A 17,905-nucleotide genomic window follows, 5' to 3' on the forward strand; every position below is an offset into this window, starting at 1 on the left:
CCGCTTTTTCATGCCGAGCTGCCCATCTCCGGAGCTATGCGGGAAGCAGCTTGACGACCGTTTCGATGATGGCCGAGACGATCGGAATGGCCATCACCATAATGAGAACTTTGCCGGACAGCTCGATTTTGGAGGCGATCGCTTCCTGGCCGGCATCCCGGACGATCTGGGCGCCGAATTCGGCAATGTAGGCGATGCCGATAATTTTCAGAATCGTTTTTAGAAAAATCAGGTTGATGTTCGCCTTGTTGGCCAGCTCCTCCAGCACTCCGATCACGGCGGTTATTTTGCCGATCAGAAACAGAAAGATCGTAATGCCGGTGAAGGCCGTCAGCAGGAAGGCGAACATCGGCTTTTGTTCCTTGATGATCAGCACCAGAACGGTCGTCACCAACCCGAGCCCTACGATTTGAATGATTTCCACGGGCTTCACCTGCTTTTATTGGAAGAGAAAAATCGTCTTGATCTCTTTAAACAAGCTGTCCAGCAGCCGGACCACCATAAACAGCACGACGACGAAGCCGATCACGGTGACCCAATGCGCCATATCTTCTTTGCCCATCTGCTTCAGCACGGTATGAATCATTGCGATAATGATGCCGATGCCGGCGATCTGGAATATCGCGTTTACGTCCACGTTCATTGGCGGCACCTCACCCTTAAGCCTGGCTCTGCTTCTAATACATTAAAATGACGACTAACGCGCCCATCAGCAGGCCGAGGCTTTTCCACATCCGCTCGTACCGCTCCCGCTCGTCCCGCGCAATGTCCGCTTCCCCTTGCAAGCTGCTGACGGTGAGCCTCAGGTGCTTCACCTGGTCATCGCGGTCCGTCAGCCCCAGTGTAGAGCCAAGCTGTAGCAAAATGTCCCGCTCCGCCGCTTTCATCGATGTCGTTTTCCATCCCCGGCTTACCGCCTGTTCCCAGACGGCCTGTACGGAACGGCCGCCGGGCTTGCCGAGTTCCTCCGCTGCGGCCGCAAACAAAGCGCCCGCCGGGGAGTCATCCGCTCTTGCGGCGCGCCGGAGCGCGTCCGGCAGCGGTGTGAAGCCGTAGACGATTTCCGTTTCGAGCCGCTGCAGCATGCGGATCAGATCGGCGATTTGCCTCGGTCGGCGCGACAATTGGGAAGCTTGGTAAAAGCCAAACAGCGTGCCTGCCAGCAAAATCAGCATGGCGCCAAGCAGCTTCAGCATGCGGGCTCCTCATCCTCATCCTCTTCACGGGTTCGTTTCATCAGGTCAGCCCCCCTCTCCATGCGAGTTTGTCGTCCAGCCGTTTGCCCTGCTTATCACAGACGGCCGTTTCCGGGCCCGCTCCCGGCGGTCTGGCCAGTACAACAAAGCGGTCGAACACGCCGTCTTCGAGCAGCTCGCGCAGGATCGGACGGCGCCTGAGCTCCGCGGCGTCCCGGCCGTGGGCCGTAGCGATGACGCCGACGCCTGCGTGCAGCGCTTCGTGAATCGCAAGCGCGTCCTCGGCCCGGCCGATCTCATCGGCAATCAGCACCTCCGGCGACATGGAGCGGATCATCATCATCATGCCTTCCGCCTTCGGGCAGCCGTCCAGCACGTCCGTCCGGTACCCGACATCGAAGCGGGGCACCCCTTTGACGCAAGCGGCAATCTCGGACCGTTCGTCGACGATACCGATCTTGAAGGACCGGCGTAAGCCGTTGTCCGCTCCTCCCGTGCCCAGCAATCGGGCCAGATCGCGGACCAGCGTCGTCTTCCCCTGCTGCGGAGGCGAGACGATCAGCGTACGGTACACCCGCTCGCCGCCCGGCTCGAGCAGATAGGGAAGGACCGGCTTGGCGGCATTTTTCCATTCCCGCGCCAGCCGGACATTGAAGCCGCTGACATCCTTGATGTACTTTACTTTTCCCTGCTCCAGGACGGTTCGTCCGGCGAGGCCGATCCGGTGTCCGCCGGAAACGGTAATGAATCCCCGCTTCAGCTCCTCCTCGAACGTGTACATCGAATGCTGCGTCAGCTGCTCCAGCAGCTCCGCACAGTCCCGGCGCGTCGGCCGGTAGGCTTGCCCGGGATCGGCGCATAAGCCGCCCTTGTCCGATACGAAGCCGCAGCCCGAGGCCCAGACGACTTCCAGAGGCCTCTCTTCGCGAATCCGGATTTCTTGCAGCTCGGCGGCAATGCGGGTTGGTAGAGTTGCTAGGATCTGCTGCATATCGGCAGAGAAGAACGGCAGCAGCGACTGGATCATGGCTATCCCTCCCAAGCTGTCCATCTTTTACAATCATATGTATGATGCAATCTACTGAACTATGACCGATTACTTTTTTAAGATTCCAATAAAAATACAGCTTACGCCGACAAGCACCCATAGCATTTTGCCCGCCGACAGCTTATCCGCCATCCCCACGAGTCCGATCGTCGTTGTCGTAAGCAGCACGAAAGGTCCGACCAGCGCTAACCCCGAATTGACCAGAAGCGCTTTTTCAATCTGGTTATAGCGCAGCATCAGCAGCCCCGCCATAATCTCGATGCTCCCCGAGAAGATTCGGATCAGCGCCATACTGAGGACGATTTTATTAATGACCGACATGCGTTTCCCCCCTTCGCATTTCCTTATGTCATGTTATGCGGGCTCGTCTTATTTTAGGCTTGCGGGGCACACCATTCGCCCAAAATGCATATGATGACACCGTAATTCAACTTTAACGTTACTGCGAGGCGATACAAGATGGAGGTTACATCAGCGCTGCAGTGGAACACCCTGCTCAGCGATCCGACCGGGCGTCGTACGGAGAAGCCGCGAGCCTTAGGCAAAACGATGGTGATCGACAAAGGCCTTGGGCTTCATGCGCTTGAGGATTTGCTTCAGACGGCAGGCGTCTATATCGACATGCTGAAAATCGGATTCGGCACCTCGCCGCTTTATAGGACGGAGTTGCTTAAGCGAAAAATCGATATGGCCAAAGCCCACGACATTATCGTCTATCCCGGAGGCACGTTTCTGGAGGTGGCGATCCGGCAGGATGCGGTCGAACATTATTTTGATATGGCAGCTTACATGGGCTTCAACGGCGTGGAAGTGTCGGACGGTACCATCGAGGTGCCCCGGAGTCTGCGCAGCGAGTTGATCTCCCGAGGCGTGGAAGCAGGGCTCACCGTTATTACCGAATACGGGAAAAAAGGATGGGGCTCCACGATCGAATTGGACGATTTGATTGAGACGGTGGTTGTGGATACCGGGCTTGGCGCCGCGCTTGTCACGATCGAAGGCCGGGAATCCGGTAAAGGCGTCGGCATCTACGACGCTCAAGGCGCTTGCAAGGATAAGGAGATCGTGCAGGTGCTGAGCCAGGTGCCCAGTCCGGGCGTTCTGCTCTGGGAAGCGCCACAAAAGGAGCAGCAGGTACATCTGATGCAAATGCTGGGAGCCGACGTGCATCTGGGCAACGTTGCTCCTTCGGACGTCATCTCGCTCGAAGCGCTCCGTCGGGGGCTCCGGTCGGATACGATGCTTTCCGAAGGGCTGCAATCCGCTGCCGTCGGCCATTCGTGGGATTGGCAAATTTGAAGCGGGGGAGGTCCGGTTTCCATGAATATTCAAGTAATCGCGTGCATTAACGAAGCGAGGTCCGACGATCTTCAGCACAAAACCGTTATCGTCATCGATGTGCTTCGTGCAACCTCCACGATGCTGACAGCGCTTGCCGGAGGATGCCGGACTCTTGTCCCGGTCGAAACGGTGAGCCAGGCGAAAAGCTTGCAGAGCCCGGGGACTTTGCTCGGGGGCGAACGCTCATGCAAAAAAATTCCCGGCTTCGATTTCGGCAATTCCCCGCTCGAGTATACGCCTGAAGCCGTGTCCGGAAAAACGTTAATCATGACGACGACAAACGGCACCCGGGCGATTCATAAGGCCAGGAAGGCGGATCACGTGCTGATCGGCGCTTTCCTGAACGCCGGGGCCTGCGCCCGCAAGGCGGCCTCGCTGGACCAGGAAATCGTGCTGGTCTGCTCGGGAGCCCAGGACGTGTTCTCGCTGGAAGACGGCCTATGCGCCGGTCTGCTTGTGCACGAGTTGCTCCAGTTGTCCGGCTGCGATCCGGACAGTCCGGCGGCCGCACAGGCGGTCGGCGATTTTGGCCTGGCTATGCTCCATGCCTACCGGCAAGTACAGGACCGTCTGACCGAAATCCTGCTCTCCTGCGCAGGCGGACGACGGCTGATCAAGCTCGGCTTCCGTGACGATGTGACGTACTGCGCGCAAATCGACCTCTTGCCCTTGGCCCCTGTCGTGCGTGCCGGAAAGCTGGAGCCGGAACACGCCTCCTCCTCGCTCTAGTTCTAAACCAAGCCCTCGTTCATACACTGGAAAAGAAACCAATGGACAAGGGGCCTGACCATGAACGGAGACATTTTGCTGGTAGCGCTGATTATCATCGGTCTGATCGGTCGCTCCCATATTATTACAACCGCGGCGTGCGTGCTGTTGATTATTAAGCTCATCAGTTTGGAACGATATTTGCCTACCATCGAACGGAGAGGGCTGGAGCTCGGACTGTTGTTTTTGACGATGGGGGTATTGGTTCCGTTCGCCAGCGAACGGATTTCCATTAAAGACGTGACGTCGATGTTCACTACTTGGCCGGGGATCTTGGCCTTGGTCGGGGGCGCAATCGCAACGTACATGAACGGTAAAGGCTTGGAGTTATTAAAAATAGACCCACAATTGATTGTGGGTCTTGTCATTGGCTCCATTTTCGGGATTATTTTCTTGAAAGGCATTCCGGTCGGGCCGTTGATGGCCGCCGGAATTACTGCTTTTCTGTTCAAGCTGTTTACGTTTGTCTTCGATAAGCTGCGTTAGCTTATCTTCTTTCGGAAGGGCCGCCCACAAATACGGTCTGATCCGTATCGAGGCCGTAAGCGCTGTGCAGCGCCGCGATCACTTCGTTCAGACGACCGTTTTCAATGACGCAGGACGTCTTGATTTCGGACGTGCTCACCAGCAGAATGCTGATGCCGAGCTCAGAGATCACCTCGAACATTTTCGCAGCCACGCCCGGCGTGCTCACCATGCCCGCACCAACGATGGATACTTTAACCAGATTGGTTTCGGAGGTCACTTGACGGAAGCCGACTTCCGGACGAATTCCTTCGATAACTTGAAGCGCCTTCTCTTGATCGGACAGCGATACGGTGCAGGAGAAATCGGCGAGACCGTTCTGTACGCCGCTTTGGACGATGATATCCACATCGATTTGCGCATTGGCCAAGGCAGTGAAAACTTTAGCCAGCTGCCCCGGCTTTTCTTCCACTCCCAAAATACTGATTCTCGCCACATTTTTGTCGTAAGCAATGCCGCGTACTACGATGCCTTGTTCCATCGCCGCTTCCTCCTTCACATTCGTGCCCTCATTATGATTGAAGCTGGATCTGACGACCAGCCGTACGTTGTAATTTTTGGCGTATTCCACGGCGCGCGGATGCAGAACCGCCGCTCCGAGATTGGCAAGCTCCAGCATTTCGTCGTACGAAATTTCGTTCAGCTTGCGGGCGCACTTCACGATCCGCGGATCAGTGGAATAAATGCCGTCCACATCGGTGAAAATTTCGCAGACGTCCGCTTCAATGGCCGCCGCCAGCGCTACGGCCGTCGTATCCGACCCGCCGCGTCCGAGCGTCGTAATTTCGCCTTCCTCGGTCATGCCTTGGAAACCCGCAACGATGACGATTTTGCCAGCTGCGATCGCATTGCGGATACGATCCGGACGGATATCGGTAATGCGCGCCTTGCCATGAAGCGCTTCCGTGTACATGCCCGCTTGCCAGCCCGTAAACGAAACGGCTTCGTGCCCGAGGCTGTGGATCGTCATCGCCAGCAACGCAACCGAAACCTGCTCGCCCGTTGTCAGCAGCATGTCCATTTCTCGCGCCGGCGGTGTGCCGGGGCACAGTTGTTTGGACAAATCGATTAAATCGTCCGTTGTATCTCCCATGGCCGAAACGACGATGACACAACCGTGGCCTTCAAGCTTTCTTTCCACGATGCGGTTCGCCACCCGCTTCATCCGCTCCGCGTTACCTACGGAGCTCCCGCCGAATTTCATCACTATCAGAGACAAAGCTGCTCACTCCCTACGGAAACTTTTACATAACTAGTGAGTTATTATATCATATGCCCTATCTCTCTTGAAATAGTAAAATATCAACCCGAGCAGACGGATAACGCAAACCCTCCATCTTCTTCCATTGTTGTAACCAACCTCCTCGCACCGCCGCAGCGTGCTTCAGCCAGATGCGCCTGATAGGCTCGGCTCGTACCCGCTTCGGTCACGATATAGACCCGTTCTTTGCCTAGATTGCGGCACCATGCGAGAAAACGGTCCGCCTGTTGGGCGAAGAGCAGGCCCGGCAGCGTATGAATGCCCTGCAGCCACAAATATTCGGGCAAGTCGGCAGGCAGCTGCCATTTGGGGAACCGGCCCGCAAGCCGGCCAGGCTCTAGCGGCATGTCACAAGGCATCGTATGAAAATCGTAGCGGAAAGGATATTGACGCGGACCTGCGAGCGGATGTACAAACCGGGCGACGGGCTTCCCTTCGCACCAGAGCTCCGCCGTTTGGAGCATTCGCAGCGTCGGACCGGCAATGACCGCGTCCGCATCCGAGAGCGGCTTCAAGCTTCGAAGCCGAAGTGCGTCCGTTCTGCCTCGTTCCGTGAGCTGCGGGTCTTTCATTTCCCGGCTTCCGGGGAAACCGAGCGAATGCTGCGCTTCACCGTGAATGACGAATACCAAATCCATCATGCTCCCTCCAGTCCATCGTTTGCCGTAGGCAAACTGCTCCTGTTCATTTATACGAAACCGGCGTACCCTCCATGCTACCTATCGTTAGCGCCGCCCGGGAAGCTACGGCCGGTTCCGTCGATTGGCCCATCTCCGCAACAACGGCTGCAGGGCGAAGGCGTACAAAGCAGCGGTGCCGGCAAACGTCAGTACGTAAAGCCATCCGGACGGGCTCGCCGTCAGCCCGAAGGTAACCTGCGATTCCAGCGCCTGCTTGCTCGAATAGGCATCGACGATCTTCGGCACATGCCGCATGGTAAGAAGCATCCCCGAAACGACTTGCACGATAACATACAAAATATGAACCGCCGCTGCGAACAAAAGGGCGTTCCTTATCGTTTTAACCATCCGTTTCTCTCCTTGAATCCCGTCATCTATAGTTTGCATACCATCCAGTATTCGTCGTACGACGCGCTACCGATTTTCAGCGCATTCGGTTCGGTGCCGAAAATTTCGAATCCAGCCGAACGGTACAATCGAACCGCCGGTTCGTTGACGGTCACCACAGCCAAATAAACCTGCTCCAGCCCATCCAGCGAGCGCACCTCCTCCAGCACATGCCGAAGCAACGCGGTGGCGATCCCTTTCCCCTGGTGGGCACTATCCACGTACACTCCCCACAGCATGCCCTTATGAGCCAGATTGCGCGAAGACTCCCGGCGAAAGCCGATCATGCCCATCAGTTCGCGGTTTTCTTCGAACGCTCCCAGCAAAAACTGGTCCGCCGAATTCGGAAAACGGCGGCGAACCTCGTCCATACCGGTAAGCGACGCGTCCTCGTAGTTCGATCCGAACGATTCCGGATGTTCTTTGAGCGATTTTAACCGCAAGCTCCAAAATGCCTCCACGTCTTGAGGCTCCAGTTTACGAAGGTTCATGACTTATCCTCCTTTTTAAAATAGATGTAAAAAAACGATTGACTCTGACATTAATGTCACGGTCTATAATAAAACTACGATCCGCAATTCACCCGAAGGAGGGATGGCCCTGAAAATCGGCGAGCTGTCCAAGGCGACCGGGGTCAGCATCCGATCGCTCCGCTATTACGAGAAGCAAGGGCTTATCGCGCCGGCCCGCACCGAAAGCGGCTACCGGGAATATCACAAATTCGCCGTAGAGCAGGTCAAAACGATCCGATTGTATCTGAATCTGGGCTTGTCTACCGAGCAGATTGCCGGTTTTCTGCACTGCGTGCTATTGAACAAAGAAGCATTCTGCAACGAGGTATTGCCCGTGTATCAGCAGAAGCTGAAGGAGATCGACGAGCAAATCCAGACGCTGGTCCGGATCAGGTCCAATCTGGACGAGCGCATACAATCTATTCTATCGGAACGAATCGATAACGAATCCATGGAGGGAACGAACGATGAGTCTTAAAACAAGCAACGATGCTGAATTTTCCGGAGATATCCGCAAATCCGAACTGACGCTGGTCGATTTTACCGCTGTGTGGTGCCCGCCGTGCAAAAGGCTGATCCCGCTCCTGGAGGAGCTCGGGCAAGAGCTGGGAGAGCGCGTGACGATTCTGAAGGTGGACGTCGACGCTTCGCCGCAGATTGCGGCCCGATTCGGGGTGATGTCGATGCCGACGGTCATCCTGCTCAAGGACGGCGAACCTGTCGAAAGGCTGGTCGGCTTAAGGCCGAAAGAGGCATACCGCGGCTTGGTTACCAAATACTCGGCCATGGCCGCCCGCTAACCGGCCGGGCACCGGTCATACACCGCCATCCGTTCCTCTTCCTGTTCATCGTACCATATTTTGGCGTATGGTGGAATTCCCTGCATGTCGGATGATTTTAACGGAAATTTTTGCTTAATCCAAAAGGGCTGGCGCGCCTTAGCCGCCAGCCTCTATACTCCATTCCCCCTGTTCAATCGCCAAGGTTCGGACCGGACGTCCGAACTCCCGATCGATTCCCCGCTCCACAATAAGCTGCAAATTCCTTCAGCAGCTGCTGCCTGTAATGATATTCCGAACGAAAGTGCGGTTTCGTCTCTGCCGTCACCTTCCTTACCTCCCCTTTGTTGCCGAATGAAACGGCAGTCGGCGCCCGATCCGCCCTCTTCCATAAATTGGGTCAATTCATCAATTTGGACCTGACAAGTTCTTAGCCACATTTGTTCGAATCCTCTCCCAATGATGCCATTCGTCCCGATTTTCTCCACCAGCCCCGGCTTCCCCGGCAAACTCGCTCAGCGTGGTCCTGACGGCCCGTCCGAGCTGCGGCAGCTTGGACGGGTGGCACAAAATGAGCGCCACCAAAACAAATGAACTCACTTTTTCCCTTTTGTTATGTTTCATTACATACAACGTTCGAAAAACAAAAATCAAACCATAGCGCGCCCTGTTTTATTATTTGCATCACGTCATACCTCATGTAAAATTAGGGTTAAATTGGTTATATCTGCGAAAGAGAGGGAATAATGTATGAGGAAAAAAGCCGGGCTTATCCTAATCTCCGGACTGTTGGCTGGCGTGCTGACCGGCCAACCATCGACGCCATCTGCTCTAGCCAACGACTCCCAGAGCCAGACGGATTCAGCCGAAACCATGACGCTGTTCGAGCCGACGGAGCTCTATGACGACCGTTATCAACAAGTCGGAAGGATCGCGCCCCAGCAAGTCCATGTGCTGCAAACGTCGAGCATCCGAAGAGGACATGGAGAAGGCTATCGGGTGCCCAGATATTTGATTTCCACCTGGATGGGCAACGCATGGATCGTTCCCGACAACGCGCTGAGAGGAAAAGAAGAGCCGATGGACACGTACATCGAACTCCCCCACGAAGAAACCTTATACAACGATCCGGGGTTATTGTCGCCTAAAGGGAAGATCGGCAAACAAACCATCAAAGCGATTGCCGGCTGGGACAAACGTTACAAGATCGCGACCCCCGAGGGAGAAGGATGGATCGCACCAAATTGGGCGGCGGTTGGCGTAAAATTGGTTCAGACGGACGTTCAACTAACGGTGCCGACGAGATTGTTTCGTTTTCCGTACCAGGATGCCGGAGCGGGCGTGAATCCTCAGCCGATGCAGGTTACTGCGGTTTGGCGCGATTGGTACCGGGCCGATTCGTGGCTGGGGCCGGTTTGGTTCCGGCTTCATGAACTGGATGCGGCGGATGCAGATCATCGCATCGAGGTTGGCCTGCGATATTATTATCTTGACGGGAATCAGACGCGATTTCGAGCCTCGGTGCAGCTCGGGCCGAAGTGGCGGGATACGGGAGAGACGATCCCGGTCGGGTTCGCCGTCTTCTTCTATAACGAAAAAGGCAAACGGATCGGCTCCTCCTCGGGAGCGACAGTCCGGCTTAAAGGCGGAGAAGTAACGCCGGTCGAGCTGACGGTAGATCGGGATGTCCAAATGTTTGCGTATGCTACCGTTCAAGTCGGGATGTTCCATGATCAACCCATAAGCAAGATTCAACCGGACGACCCGATGACCATCGCAGATGATGCGGCTAATCACGATCTTCGCTTAGGCTCGATTCAAGTGAGGCGGGATGGCATATTCAGCATCGTGACCGGTCAATATGCTTCCAAACTTGCCGGCGAGCGTCATGTGAAGGCGGAGCTGTCGTTCCTGAACGCGGACGGTAAAACGATAGCGAAAACTCCGCTGGAATTGGCATTCGATACGTCCTATCCCGGCAACGGCTTCCTTCAACCGTTCGAAGCCGTCGTGCCGGAGGATGTATCGACATATGTATCCGTGACGCTGAAAGTACTGGATGTGAGGTAACGGCGAAACACGAGCCTGCTTGAATCGTTGCCGGAAACGGCGGCATTTCAAGCAGACCCTTCGCTTGCCTCACCCTCACTCCGCCTGCCGCAGCCCGGCTGCCCGCGAAGAACGCCGCATCCGGGCCAGCGCTTCCGCTGAGGTGACCGCATCCGGCACGCTGCGCAGCTCCAGCACCCAAGAGCCGGCGAAGCCGTGATCCTGCGCCAGCACCGTCACGGCTTCGAGCGGAACCGAGCCCGCGCCGAACGCCCAGTGATCGTCGCGCACGCCCCCATTGTCGCTCAAATGCAGTCCGACAACGTACGGCATGATGCGCTTGAGCGACAGCAGGCACAGTCCCGTGCCGGTCAAATGAGCGTGTCCCGCATCGAAAACGACCCGCAGACGCGGCGAATCGACCGAGCGGACGATCCGCTCCAGGAACCTTACGTCCGTGCCTAGCAGGTTCGGATACGGCGGCACGTTTTCCAGCCCGATCACGACTTCCGAACCGGCTGTTGCGCGCAGCGCTTCCCGGACAAAATCTGCCACCCGCTCCGCAAGCTCCGACTCCTGTTCGGAATCGGCTTGGATCTCTTCCGCTTCGTCCACTTCCCCGGGATGCAGCACGACATATGCGCATTCCAGCCGCTCCGCGATCCGAAGCGTAGTCAACAGCAGCTCCATCGAAACTTTTCTGGCTTCCTCCTCATACGCAGCCGGGTTCAGACCCGTGATCGGAGCATGGACCGTCCAGCGAATGCCATGGTCCTTCCCAAGCTGCCGAAGCCAGTCGAGCTTCTCCTCCGGCCATTCCAGCAGCTCGATGTGCGGTCCTTCGCCCATGATCTCGATTTCCTTCCACCCGTCCCGGATCAAACGAACGACCGCCGCCTCCAAAGACTCCTCCAGCAGCGCATAAGTCGAAACGGCGCATTGACGCTGCGTTTCCATAGCTTTCACCCTCCTCTTCTTCGTGTGCAAGTTACTTGATTCCCGATTGAATAAAGCTGTTCATAAACTGGCGCTGGAAGAGCAGAAACCCGGCCAGCAGCGGAGCGATGACCATCAGCGTTGCGGCGCTCACTTCCGTCCACTGCGCACCCGTCTCGAAAGATTGGGCGAAAATGGCGAGTCCTACCGTAAGCGGCCGGTTTTCGACGGAATTGGTAATGATGAGCGGCCACAAAAAGTTGTTCCAGTGGTAGCTGACGGACACCAGCCCGAAGGCGATGTAGGACGGGCGGGCCAGCGGAAAATAAATTTTCCACAGAACCTGCCACTTGGAGCAGCCTTCCATGACGGCGGCTTCGTCAAGCTCCGGCGGGATCGTCTTGAACATCTGGCGCAGCAGGAAAATGCCAAAGGCCGATGCGAAGTAAGGCAGCATAATGCCGAGCTTCGTATCGAGCAGCGACAATTCCTTCAGGACGTTGTAGTTCGGAAAAATCAGCACGTCCGCCGGAATCATAATCTGCACGAGAAACAGCAGAAAGACGAGATTTTGGCCGCGAAAGCGGACCCGGGCAAAAGCAAACGCCGCCATCGTTGCCGTGATCATCTGCACAGCGAACACGCAGACGACGATCAACAGCGTATTTACGTAGTACTGCGCAAACGGCGCAGCCGCCCAGACACGGGCGAAGTTATCCAGTGTGAACTCCAGGGACAAGCCCGGCTGCAGCGCAAGCTGCTTTGGACGAAAGGCCGTGCTAATCACCCAGACAAGTGGAACGAGCCAAACCAAAGCGAGCATATATATGAACGCATGACTTATTTTCAATTTGTTACGCAGCATTTCAACCGCCAACCTTCTTTCACAGGGCATTTCCGCATCAATGGTAATGTATTTTTTTATCCAGCCCGAAAAATTGCAGCGCCGCCACCAGCAGAAGGACGGCGATCATAACGACCGTCAAGGTCGAGGCCATGCCTTGATCCCAGAAGCTGAAAGCCGTTTCGTAAATATAATAAAGCAGCAGATTGCTCGCGTTGTTCGGTCCGCCCTTCGTCATGATCAGCAAATGATCGACGAGCTTGAACGCGTTGGTCAGCGCCACGATGGCGACGAACAAAGTCGTCGGCATGAGCAGCGGGAACGTAATTTTGCGGAACACAGTCCAGCGCCCGACGCCGTCCACCTGCGCCGACTCGTACAAGTCCCGGGAAATATTTTGCAGCCCGGCCAAGTAAAAAATCATAAAATACCCGGCTTCTTTCCAAATCATCATGACGATCATCGCGTACATGACCAGCTCCGGCGTGCCGAGCCAGTTGATGTCGCCCTGCCCGATCCATTGGGTCAGCCTGCTCAGCAGCCCGTACTGCGGCGTATAAATGAACAGCCACACGTTGGCGATGGCGATCATCGGGATCATGGTCGGGTAAAAGAACGCCGTCCGCACGAAGCCTTTGCCGCGAATCGCCTTGTTCGCGAACACCGCCATCAGCAGCGCCAGCGCCATGGATGTCGGCACCGTGCCGAGCGCAAACCACAGATTGTTGGACATGACCTGCCAGAAAAGCTCGTCCTTCATCAGATGAGCGTAATTGTCCAGGCCGATGAATATCGGCACCGGGCTCGCCAGATCCGCCTGGTAAAAGCTGAGCCGGATCGTCTTGGCGATCGGATAAAACGTGAACAGGAACAAGAACACGAGCGAAGGCAAAAGCAAAAGCCATGCGAATGCGTCCGTTTTCCATTGTAAGTTGAAGTTTTTGCCGCCCAAAAGGAAGCCTCCCCGCGATCGTTAAAATAAAGCCGTACCGGAGCTCCGGGGCGGCGGCCTGAATTAGCGCATGCCGCCGCCTTCGGTAACCGGATTACTTATTGAAAGGAGCGAGCGCCTTGTCCGCTTCCTCCTGCGCTTTCTTCAAGGCGTCCGCCGGCGTCATCGCGCCTGTCAGCGCCGCTTGCACCTGGTCGCTGAGCGCCTTCATCACTTTGCCGTTGTTGTGCGTGGACAGCTCGGCGGCCGCATACTGCAATTGGTCGCGCGCCACGACGGCGGCCGGGAATTCGGCGGCGTATTTTTTCATCCGCTCGGTTTCGTAGGCGGATTTGCGGACGGCGACATAGCCGGTGTCGATGCTCCATTGAGCGGCACGCTCGGATTCGGTCATGAACTTCACGAACTTCCAAGCCGCTTCCTGCTTTTTCTTGTCGATGTCTTTAAAGATGTAGAAGTTGCCGCCGCCCGTCGGGCTGCCGAAGCTCTTCTGTTTCGGCAGGAAGCTGACGCCGAAGTCGAACTTGGCGTTCTTCTTCACGTTGGACAGGTTGCCCGTCGTATGGTACATCATGGCCGTCTTCCCTTCCAGGAAGTCCGAAGGCACGGTGCCCCACTCGGTTACGCCTTCCGGCATCGCTTTTTCCTTTTTCGCCAAATCCACCCAATACTGCAAGCCTTCTACGTTTTCCGGCGTATTGAACATGACCTTTTTGCCGTCCTCGGTCATGATGTTTTTGCCGTTTTGCAGCGCGAACGTCTGGAACATCCAGTAAGCGAAGCCGGTGACCGGAATTTCGAGGCCCCATTTGCCGTCTTTGGTCAGCTTTTTGGCGTAATCCTTCATTTCGTCCCACGTTTGCGGCGGCTTGTTCGGATCGAGACCGGCCGCTTTGAATAGGTCCTTGTTGTAATACAGCACGATGGTGCTGCGCTGGAACGGGATGCTGTATGTCTTACCGCCGGTTTGCGAGTTCGCGAGAAATGCGGGATAAAAGTCCGACAAATACTTGTCGCCGCCTTCTTTGGCGATGAACTCGTCGAGCGGAACGATGGCATTCATATCGAGGAGGCTGAACAGCTCGGTCGATTGCATCACGGCCACATCCGGCGGATTTTTGCCCTGCACGCCCGCTTGCGTCTTGACGGCGGTATCTGCGTAGCTGCCCGTATAGACCGGCTTGACGGTAATGTTCGGATTTTGCTTCGTAAATTCCTGTGCCATCCCTTCGATGGTGGCCGTCAGCGGCCCCCCGACGGCAATCGGGAAATAGAACGTGAGCTCGACCTTCTCGTCCTTCGTCTCCACTTTATTCGAGGCGGAGGAAGCGGCTGGCGATTCGGTTTTGTCGCCACACCCGGCGAGCATCGAAATACACAGACCCAGACTTACCATTTTTGCAGTTACGGAACGCATCGTTTTCTCTCCTTTGGTTGGTTGAATATGTAAGTGTACGTCTGCGGGTTCGTCCCTATAGCTTCACTGTAGCAAACGTGTGTGTTGCCCTCATCAGAACAATGTAAAGCAAATGTTAAAAATCGAAGCGGAGGGCTTCCAGCAAATCTCCCAAGGAATTCCAAACGTAGTCGGGCCGGATCGGAGACGTGTCCAGATCGGACTTCGCCGTCACACCCGTCAGCACCAGCGCCGTACGCATGCCGCTGCCGAGTCCCAGCAGGATGTCCGTATCCAGCCGGTCGCCTACCATCAGACAGCGCTTCGCCGGAAGACCGCTCCATTCGAGCGCCTTGCGGGCGTAATAGTCCGACGGCTTGCCGATGACGACCTGTGTCTCGGCGCAGCTCGCGGCTTCGATCGCTTTCACCATCGCCCACGTGTCGGGGATGACGTCGCCGTCGACCGGACAATAAGGGTCGGGGTTAGCTGCGATCAACGCCGCACCGCTGCGTACAGCCTTCATCGCTTGATGCAGCCGGGCGTAGTCGAAATGCATGTCCATCCCGACAAGCACGTGCGTCGCGCGGAGCGGGTCCTCCGTTCGCCGGACGCCCAGCACGTCCAATTCATGGATCAGCGCCGGCTCCCCGACAGGGTACACGACCGGATCGTTCAGCTCCGTAAAATAGACCGCAGCGGCGTAGGCGGCTGTCACGACCTCGTGCACGTGCGCTTCCAAACCGAACGCCTGCAGGCGTGCCTGGCAGTCGCTCCTCGTCCGCGTCGTCGTATTGCTCAAAAACAAAATGCTCTTTCCTTTTTTCCGCAGGACGGAGAACGTTTCGGCAGCTGCCGGAAGCAGCCTGTCCCCGAGCATGATCGTTCCGTCCAAATCGAAAAAGAAACCGTCCACTTCCCTCAAATCCGGCAAAATCCTGCGCAGCTCCCTTCGTGATGAAAACACAAAAAAACCCTTTATCCAGCAGAAAGAAGCGGCGCGTCGTGCTTCTGGCGCTTCCTGCGGCTGCATAAGGGTTTTCTCCTCGTCTCATACCCTTGAATATGCAATTAAGATTTCCGACTCTTACTTTAGCAGCGTTTTGTCATCGGGATGTTAACGGTTTGTGTAGTTTTTGTAAAGGTGCGGCTTCCGGCACGTCGGCGGCTCCCGAACCCGGTCCCCACAGCTTCCGGCTGCCCATCGATACGGCGCTTGCCCCGGCCTGCAGCGCGATGTCGATCTCCGCGTGATCGTGAATCAGCCCGCCGGCGATGATCGGCATGGAGATGCTCCGGCGCAGCTGGGTGATGACCCGGGGAATCAGCCCGGGCATAATCTCCACGGCGTCCGGCTCGCTCTGCCCAATATTGTGGATGCCATGCTCCAGCGCTGACGTATCGATCAAAAACAGCCGCTGGATTGCGGCCAGGCCGTTCTTTTTTGCCTGCTTGACCAAATGGCTCTTCGTCGAAATAATGCCAGTCGGCCGCCAGCGCTCCGCCACGTACTTCATGACGATCGGGTCGCTGCCGAGCCCCGCGATAAAATCGACGTGCAGGAACACGTTTTTGCCTGCTTTGAGCGCCGTCTCCACATACTCCCCCGCCGTAACCAGATCGCCGATCAGCAAAAAGACGACGGGCCACTCGCTGGCGCACGCCGCCTGCAAATCCTCGGCTTTGCGCACCGCGGGTATGATGCGCTTGTCCCCCATGTACTCGTATAATGCCTGCTTCACGTTCCCTGCCCCTTTCCAAGCGTCCGTTCTGCGCTATATGCTGACAAGTTCTGCGCAGCTTCGAGTTCATCTTAGCAGACATTTGTCAGGGCAGTGTTAACGGGGTGGGGGGACGAGCTGAGGGGATGTGACTTGTAAGGGGGATGCTTTTTCCTGACCGTTGGCCTGATCGCTAATGAGTAAGCCCATGCGCGCGCCCTTTCAGAATGTGTTTCAGGGGCATGCTGCGAAAAAATAGAGGAAGTGAGATGCGTTAATGTGCCTGAATTGGTCCATCTTAGCAAAATAGAGGAACTGCGACGCACTTAAACACACCAATCTCAGGAAGAATGAACATGTTTCGACACGAATAAGTCACCTTGCTTCCTCTATGTTCTGGGGAACGTCTAAAATCTTGGCTTAGCGCATCCTCGTTCCTTTATGTTCAAGTCGAGTCGAGGTTGGCAGCCATCATCCGCGCTGCCGCCGCCGATTGTACGTACGCCGACTATGGTTCTGCTATTGCGGGAAAAACGCGGGACGGTTACGCCCCGCGTTGAGATTTACTCTTGCCTTCGCTTGACACACGTCGATCTCGCTTAAAGCGCCGCTCAGGCACGGAGCCGTCGTGCTGCGGCGTCCAAGGACGCGCCCTGTTCGTTGATCGGCATGAGCCGGACCTCGAACGTAAATTTGTGCGGCTCCAGCCGGTAAGGCGGAAGCTGTCCCTGCCCGCAACTTGCGCTTCCGAGCCCGTTGTGCCGGTAATCGAGGTGCACGGTAATGAAATCCCGTTTGACCAAATCGGTCGTATGCTTCGCTTGTTCGATGTCTTCCGGCGTATGCCAGCCCGCGCCAAAATCGAACTGCGGCATCCCGGCGGCCAGCAGCCCCGAGCCGCTGCCGCTCAGAAAAGCGGCCCACCGGACATCTGAGCGATTGCCATTCTCTTGAGGATACACGTACGGGAAGCCGAGCCCGTCGACGGAGCAGTCATACCGGCCGAACCGGGCCGCTTGCTTGCTGTCCGGGTACGATTCCCCCGGCCCCCGGCCGTACCAGACGACGCGGTCATAGTCGCCCGGCAGCTCCAGCCGCAGCCCGATGCGTGGAAGCATCTCCGGCGGCTTGCCGTACGGCGTTCCCTGCACCCGAAGCTCGACAAGACCGCTGCCGTGGACCGTATACGTCCACACGGACTCGTAGCCCCATTCGTAGACGGGCGGGGCCGTGCGTATACGCCGAATGCAGCGCACCGTGCCGGAGTCGAGCCGCTCCCAGGCGAACGAACGGGCGTCGTCGCGCGCCAAATGAAGGCATGCTTTGCGCCAGTCGGCCACGACGTACATGTCGTTGTCGATCGGCGGACGCCATAGCGTCAGCGAGGGGCTTCGGCGGAGCAGCGGACGGCCCGCGCCGGTCCACGAGCGGATATCGCCGCGCGCGAGGTCGAAGCGGAGCGCGAAGTCCGCGCCGCGCAGGACGAGCTCGCCCGCGCGCTCTTCCGCGA

Annotated in this window: 24 protein-coding genes; 6 read left to right on the forward strand and 18 right to left on the reverse strand. The window is 56.7% G+C overall.

What is annotated here, in order from left to right; genetic code table 11:
- Positions 1–34: 34 nt before the first annotated feature.
- The 5 genes from spoIIIAD to PEL01S_RS09710 all read right to left on the reverse strand — a co-directional run bounded on the left by spoIIIAD (position 35) and on the right by PEL01S_RS09710 (position 2,565).
- Positions 35–424, reverse strand: coding sequence for a stage III sporulation protein AD (spoIIIAD, locus tag PEL01S_RS09690; RefSeq protein WP_010499064.1), 390 nt, complete (start codon positions 422–424; stop codon positions 35–37).
- Between the two features lie 15 nt (positions 425–439).
- Positions 440–643, reverse strand: coding sequence for a stage III sporulation protein AC (gene spoIIIAC, locus PEL01S_RS09695; protein WP_010499062.1), 204 nt, complete (start codon positions 641–643; stop codon positions 440–442).
- 34 nt (positions 644–677) lie between these two features.
- Positions 678–1,196 carry a stage III sporulation protein SpoIIIAB gene (gene spoIIIAB, locus PEL01S_RS09700; RefSeq protein WP_036690129.1) on the reverse strand — a complete coding sequence of 173 codons (519 nt, stop codon included), beginning with the start codon at positions 1,194–1,196 and terminating at the stop codon, positions 678–680.
- A 40-nt stretch (positions 1,197–1,236) separates the two neighbouring features.
- A complete protein-coding gene (gene spoIIIAA / locus PEL01S_RS09705) occupies positions 1,237–2,223 on the reverse strand; it encodes a stage III sporulation protein AA (protein ID WP_127460147.1) in 987 nt (328 codons plus the stop codon).
- Positions 2,224–2,292: 69 nt separating this feature from the next.
- A complete protein-coding gene (locus PEL01S_RS09710) occupies positions 2,293–2,565 on the reverse strand; it encodes a YqhV family protein (protein WP_036690123.1) in 273 nt (90 codons plus the stop codon).
- A gap of 138 nt (positions 2,566–2,703) precedes the next feature.
- On the opposite strand from PEL01S_RS09710, the gene comA reads away from it, so the two are divergent.
- From comA to PEL01S_RS09725, 3 genes are read left to right on the forward strand one after another with little or no spacing between them, the layout of a single operon-like run.
- Positions 2,704–3,543 carry a phosphosulfolactate synthase gene (gene comA / locus PEL01S_RS09715; RefSeq protein ID WP_127460148.1) on the forward strand — a complete coding sequence of 280 codons (840 nt, stop codon included), beginning with the start codon at positions 2,704–2,706 and terminating at the stop codon, positions 3,541–3,543.
- Positions 3,544–3,564: 21 nt separating this feature from the next.
- Complete coding sequence (locus PEL01S_RS09720) at positions 3,565–4,314, forward strand: 2-phosphosulfolactate phosphatase (RefSeq protein ID WP_127460149.1); 750 nt, start codon at positions 3,565–3,567, stop codon at positions 4,312–4,314.
- 60 nt (positions 4,315–4,374) lie between these two features.
- Positions 4,375–4,839 (forward strand): DUF441 domain-containing protein, encoded by a 465-nt coding sequence (locus PEL01S_RS09725; protein ID WP_010499056.1) that lies wholly within the window; start codon positions 4,375–4,377, stop codon positions 4,837–4,839.
- A gap of 1 nt (position 4,840) precedes the next feature.
- Here PEL01S_RS09725 and PEL01S_RS09730 read toward each other — a convergent pair whose 3' ends face one another.
- From PEL01S_RS09730 to PEL01S_RS09745, 4 genes are all read right to left on the reverse strand, one after another.
- Entirely contained in the window at positions 4,841–6,097 is a 1,257-nt protein-coding gene (locus tag PEL01S_RS09730; protein WP_127460150.1) for an aspartate kinase, read from the reverse strand.
- Positions 6,098–6,180: 83 nt separating this feature from the next.
- A complete protein-coding gene (locus PEL01S_RS09735) occupies positions 6,181–6,777 on the reverse strand; it encodes a histidine phosphatase family protein (protein WP_255320089.1) in 597 nt (198 codons plus the stop codon).
- A 105-nt stretch (positions 6,778–6,882) separates the two neighbouring features.
- Positions 6,883–7,167, reverse strand: coding sequence for a hypothetical protein (locus tag PEL01S_RS09740; RefSeq protein WP_127460151.1), 285 nt, complete (start codon positions 7,165–7,167; stop codon positions 6,883–6,885).
- 26 nt (positions 7,168–7,193) lie between these two features.
- Positions 7,194–7,697: a GNAT family N-acetyltransferase gene (locus PEL01S_RS09745; RefSeq protein ID WP_127460152.1), complete on the reverse strand. Its 504-nt coding sequence runs from the start codon at positions 7,695–7,697 to the stop codon at positions 7,194–7,196.
- A 109-nt stretch (positions 7,698–7,806) separates the two neighbouring features.
- Between PEL01S_RS09745 and PEL01S_RS09750 the strand changes: the two genes are divergently transcribed.
- Both PEL01S_RS09750 and trxA read left to right on the forward strand, forming a co-directional pair.
- Positions 7,807–8,196 (forward strand): MerR family transcriptional regulator, encoded by a 390-nt coding sequence (locus PEL01S_RS09750; RefSeq protein WP_063185961.1) that lies wholly within the window; start codon positions 7,807–7,809, stop codon positions 8,194–8,196.
- Positions 8,186–8,518, forward strand: a complete 333-nt coding sequence (gene trxA, locus PEL01S_RS09755) for a thioredoxin (protein ID WP_127460153.1) — start codon at positions 8,186–8,188, stop codon at positions 8,516–8,518. Before PEL01S_RS09750 ends, trxA begins: the two co-directional genes overlap by 11 nt.
- A 172-nt stretch (positions 8,519–8,690) precedes the next feature.
- Here trxA and PEL01S_RS35185 read toward each other — a convergent pair whose 3' ends face one another.
- Together PEL01S_RS35185 and PEL01S_RS09760 are read right to left on the reverse strand one after the other, a co-directional pair.
- Positions 8,691–8,825, reverse strand: coding sequence for a hypothetical protein (locus tag PEL01S_RS35185; protein ID WP_255320090.1), 135 nt, complete (start codon positions 8,823–8,825; stop codon positions 8,691–8,693).
- An 80-nt stretch (positions 8,826–8,905) separates the two neighbouring features.
- A complete protein-coding gene (locus PEL01S_RS09760; RefSeq protein WP_255320091.1) occupies positions 8,906–9,097 on the reverse strand; it encodes a Sec-independent protein translocase family protein in 192 nt (63 codons plus the stop codon).
- Between the two features lie 150 nt (positions 9,098–9,247).
- On the opposite strand from PEL01S_RS09760, the gene PEL01S_RS09765 reads away from it, so the two are divergent.
- Complete coding sequence (locus PEL01S_RS09765) at positions 9,248–10,567, forward strand: hypothetical protein (protein ID WP_127460155.1); 1,320 nt, start codon at positions 9,248–9,250, stop codon at positions 10,565–10,567.
- 75 nt (positions 10,568–10,642) lie between these two features.
- On the opposite strand, the gene PEL01S_RS09770 is transcribed toward PEL01S_RS09765, so the two are convergent.
- The 7 genes from PEL01S_RS09770 to PEL01S_RS09800 all read right to left on the reverse strand — a co-directional run.
- Positions 10,643–11,503 (reverse strand): sugar phosphate isomerase/epimerase family protein, encoded by an 861-nt coding sequence (locus PEL01S_RS09770; protein ID WP_127460156.1) that lies wholly within the window; start codon positions 11,501–11,503, stop codon positions 10,643–10,645.
- Positions 11,504–11,534: 31 nt separating this feature from the next.
- Entirely contained in the window at positions 11,535–12,347 is an 813-nt protein-coding gene (locus PEL01S_RS09775; RefSeq protein WP_063185970.1) for a carbohydrate ABC transporter permease, read from the reverse strand.
- A gap of 37 nt (positions 12,348–12,384) precedes the next feature.
- On the reverse strand, positions 12,385–13,278 hold the full coding sequence (locus PEL01S_RS09780; RefSeq protein WP_063185972.1) for a carbohydrate ABC transporter permease: 894 nt from the start codon (positions 13,276–13,278) through the stop codon (positions 12,385–12,387).
- 94 nt (positions 13,279–13,372) lie between these two features.
- Positions 13,373–14,695: an ABC transporter substrate-binding protein gene (locus tag PEL01S_RS09785; RefSeq protein ID WP_127460157.1), complete on the reverse strand. Its 1,323-nt coding sequence runs from the start codon at positions 14,693–14,695 to the stop codon at positions 13,373–13,375.
- Positions 14,696–14,810: 115 nt separating this feature from the next.
- The gene (locus tag PEL01S_RS09790; RefSeq protein ID WP_307722002.1) at positions 14,811–15,608 is read right to left on the reverse strand and encodes an HAD-IIA family hydrolase; all 798 of its coding nucleotides are present in this window, start codon (positions 15,606–15,608) and stop codon (positions 14,811–14,813) included.
- 172 nt (positions 15,609–15,780) lie between these two features.
- Complete coding sequence (locus tag PEL01S_RS09795) at positions 15,781–16,416, reverse strand: glycerol-3-phosphate responsive antiterminator (protein WP_255320092.1); 636 nt, start codon at positions 16,414–16,416, stop codon at positions 15,781–15,783.
- Positions 16,417–17,006: 590 nt separating this feature from the next.
- The coding region (locus tag PEL01S_RS09800; protein ID WP_255320093.1) for a beta-galactosidase small subunit at positions 17,007–17,905 on the reverse strand (899 nt) is incomplete at its 5' end.

This window comes from Paenibacillus elgii NBRC 100335, assembly GCF_004000865.1.
GTDB classification, from domain to species: domain Bacteria; phylum Bacillota; class Bacilli; order Paenibacillales; family NBRC-103111; genus Paenibacillus_G; species Paenibacillus_G elgii.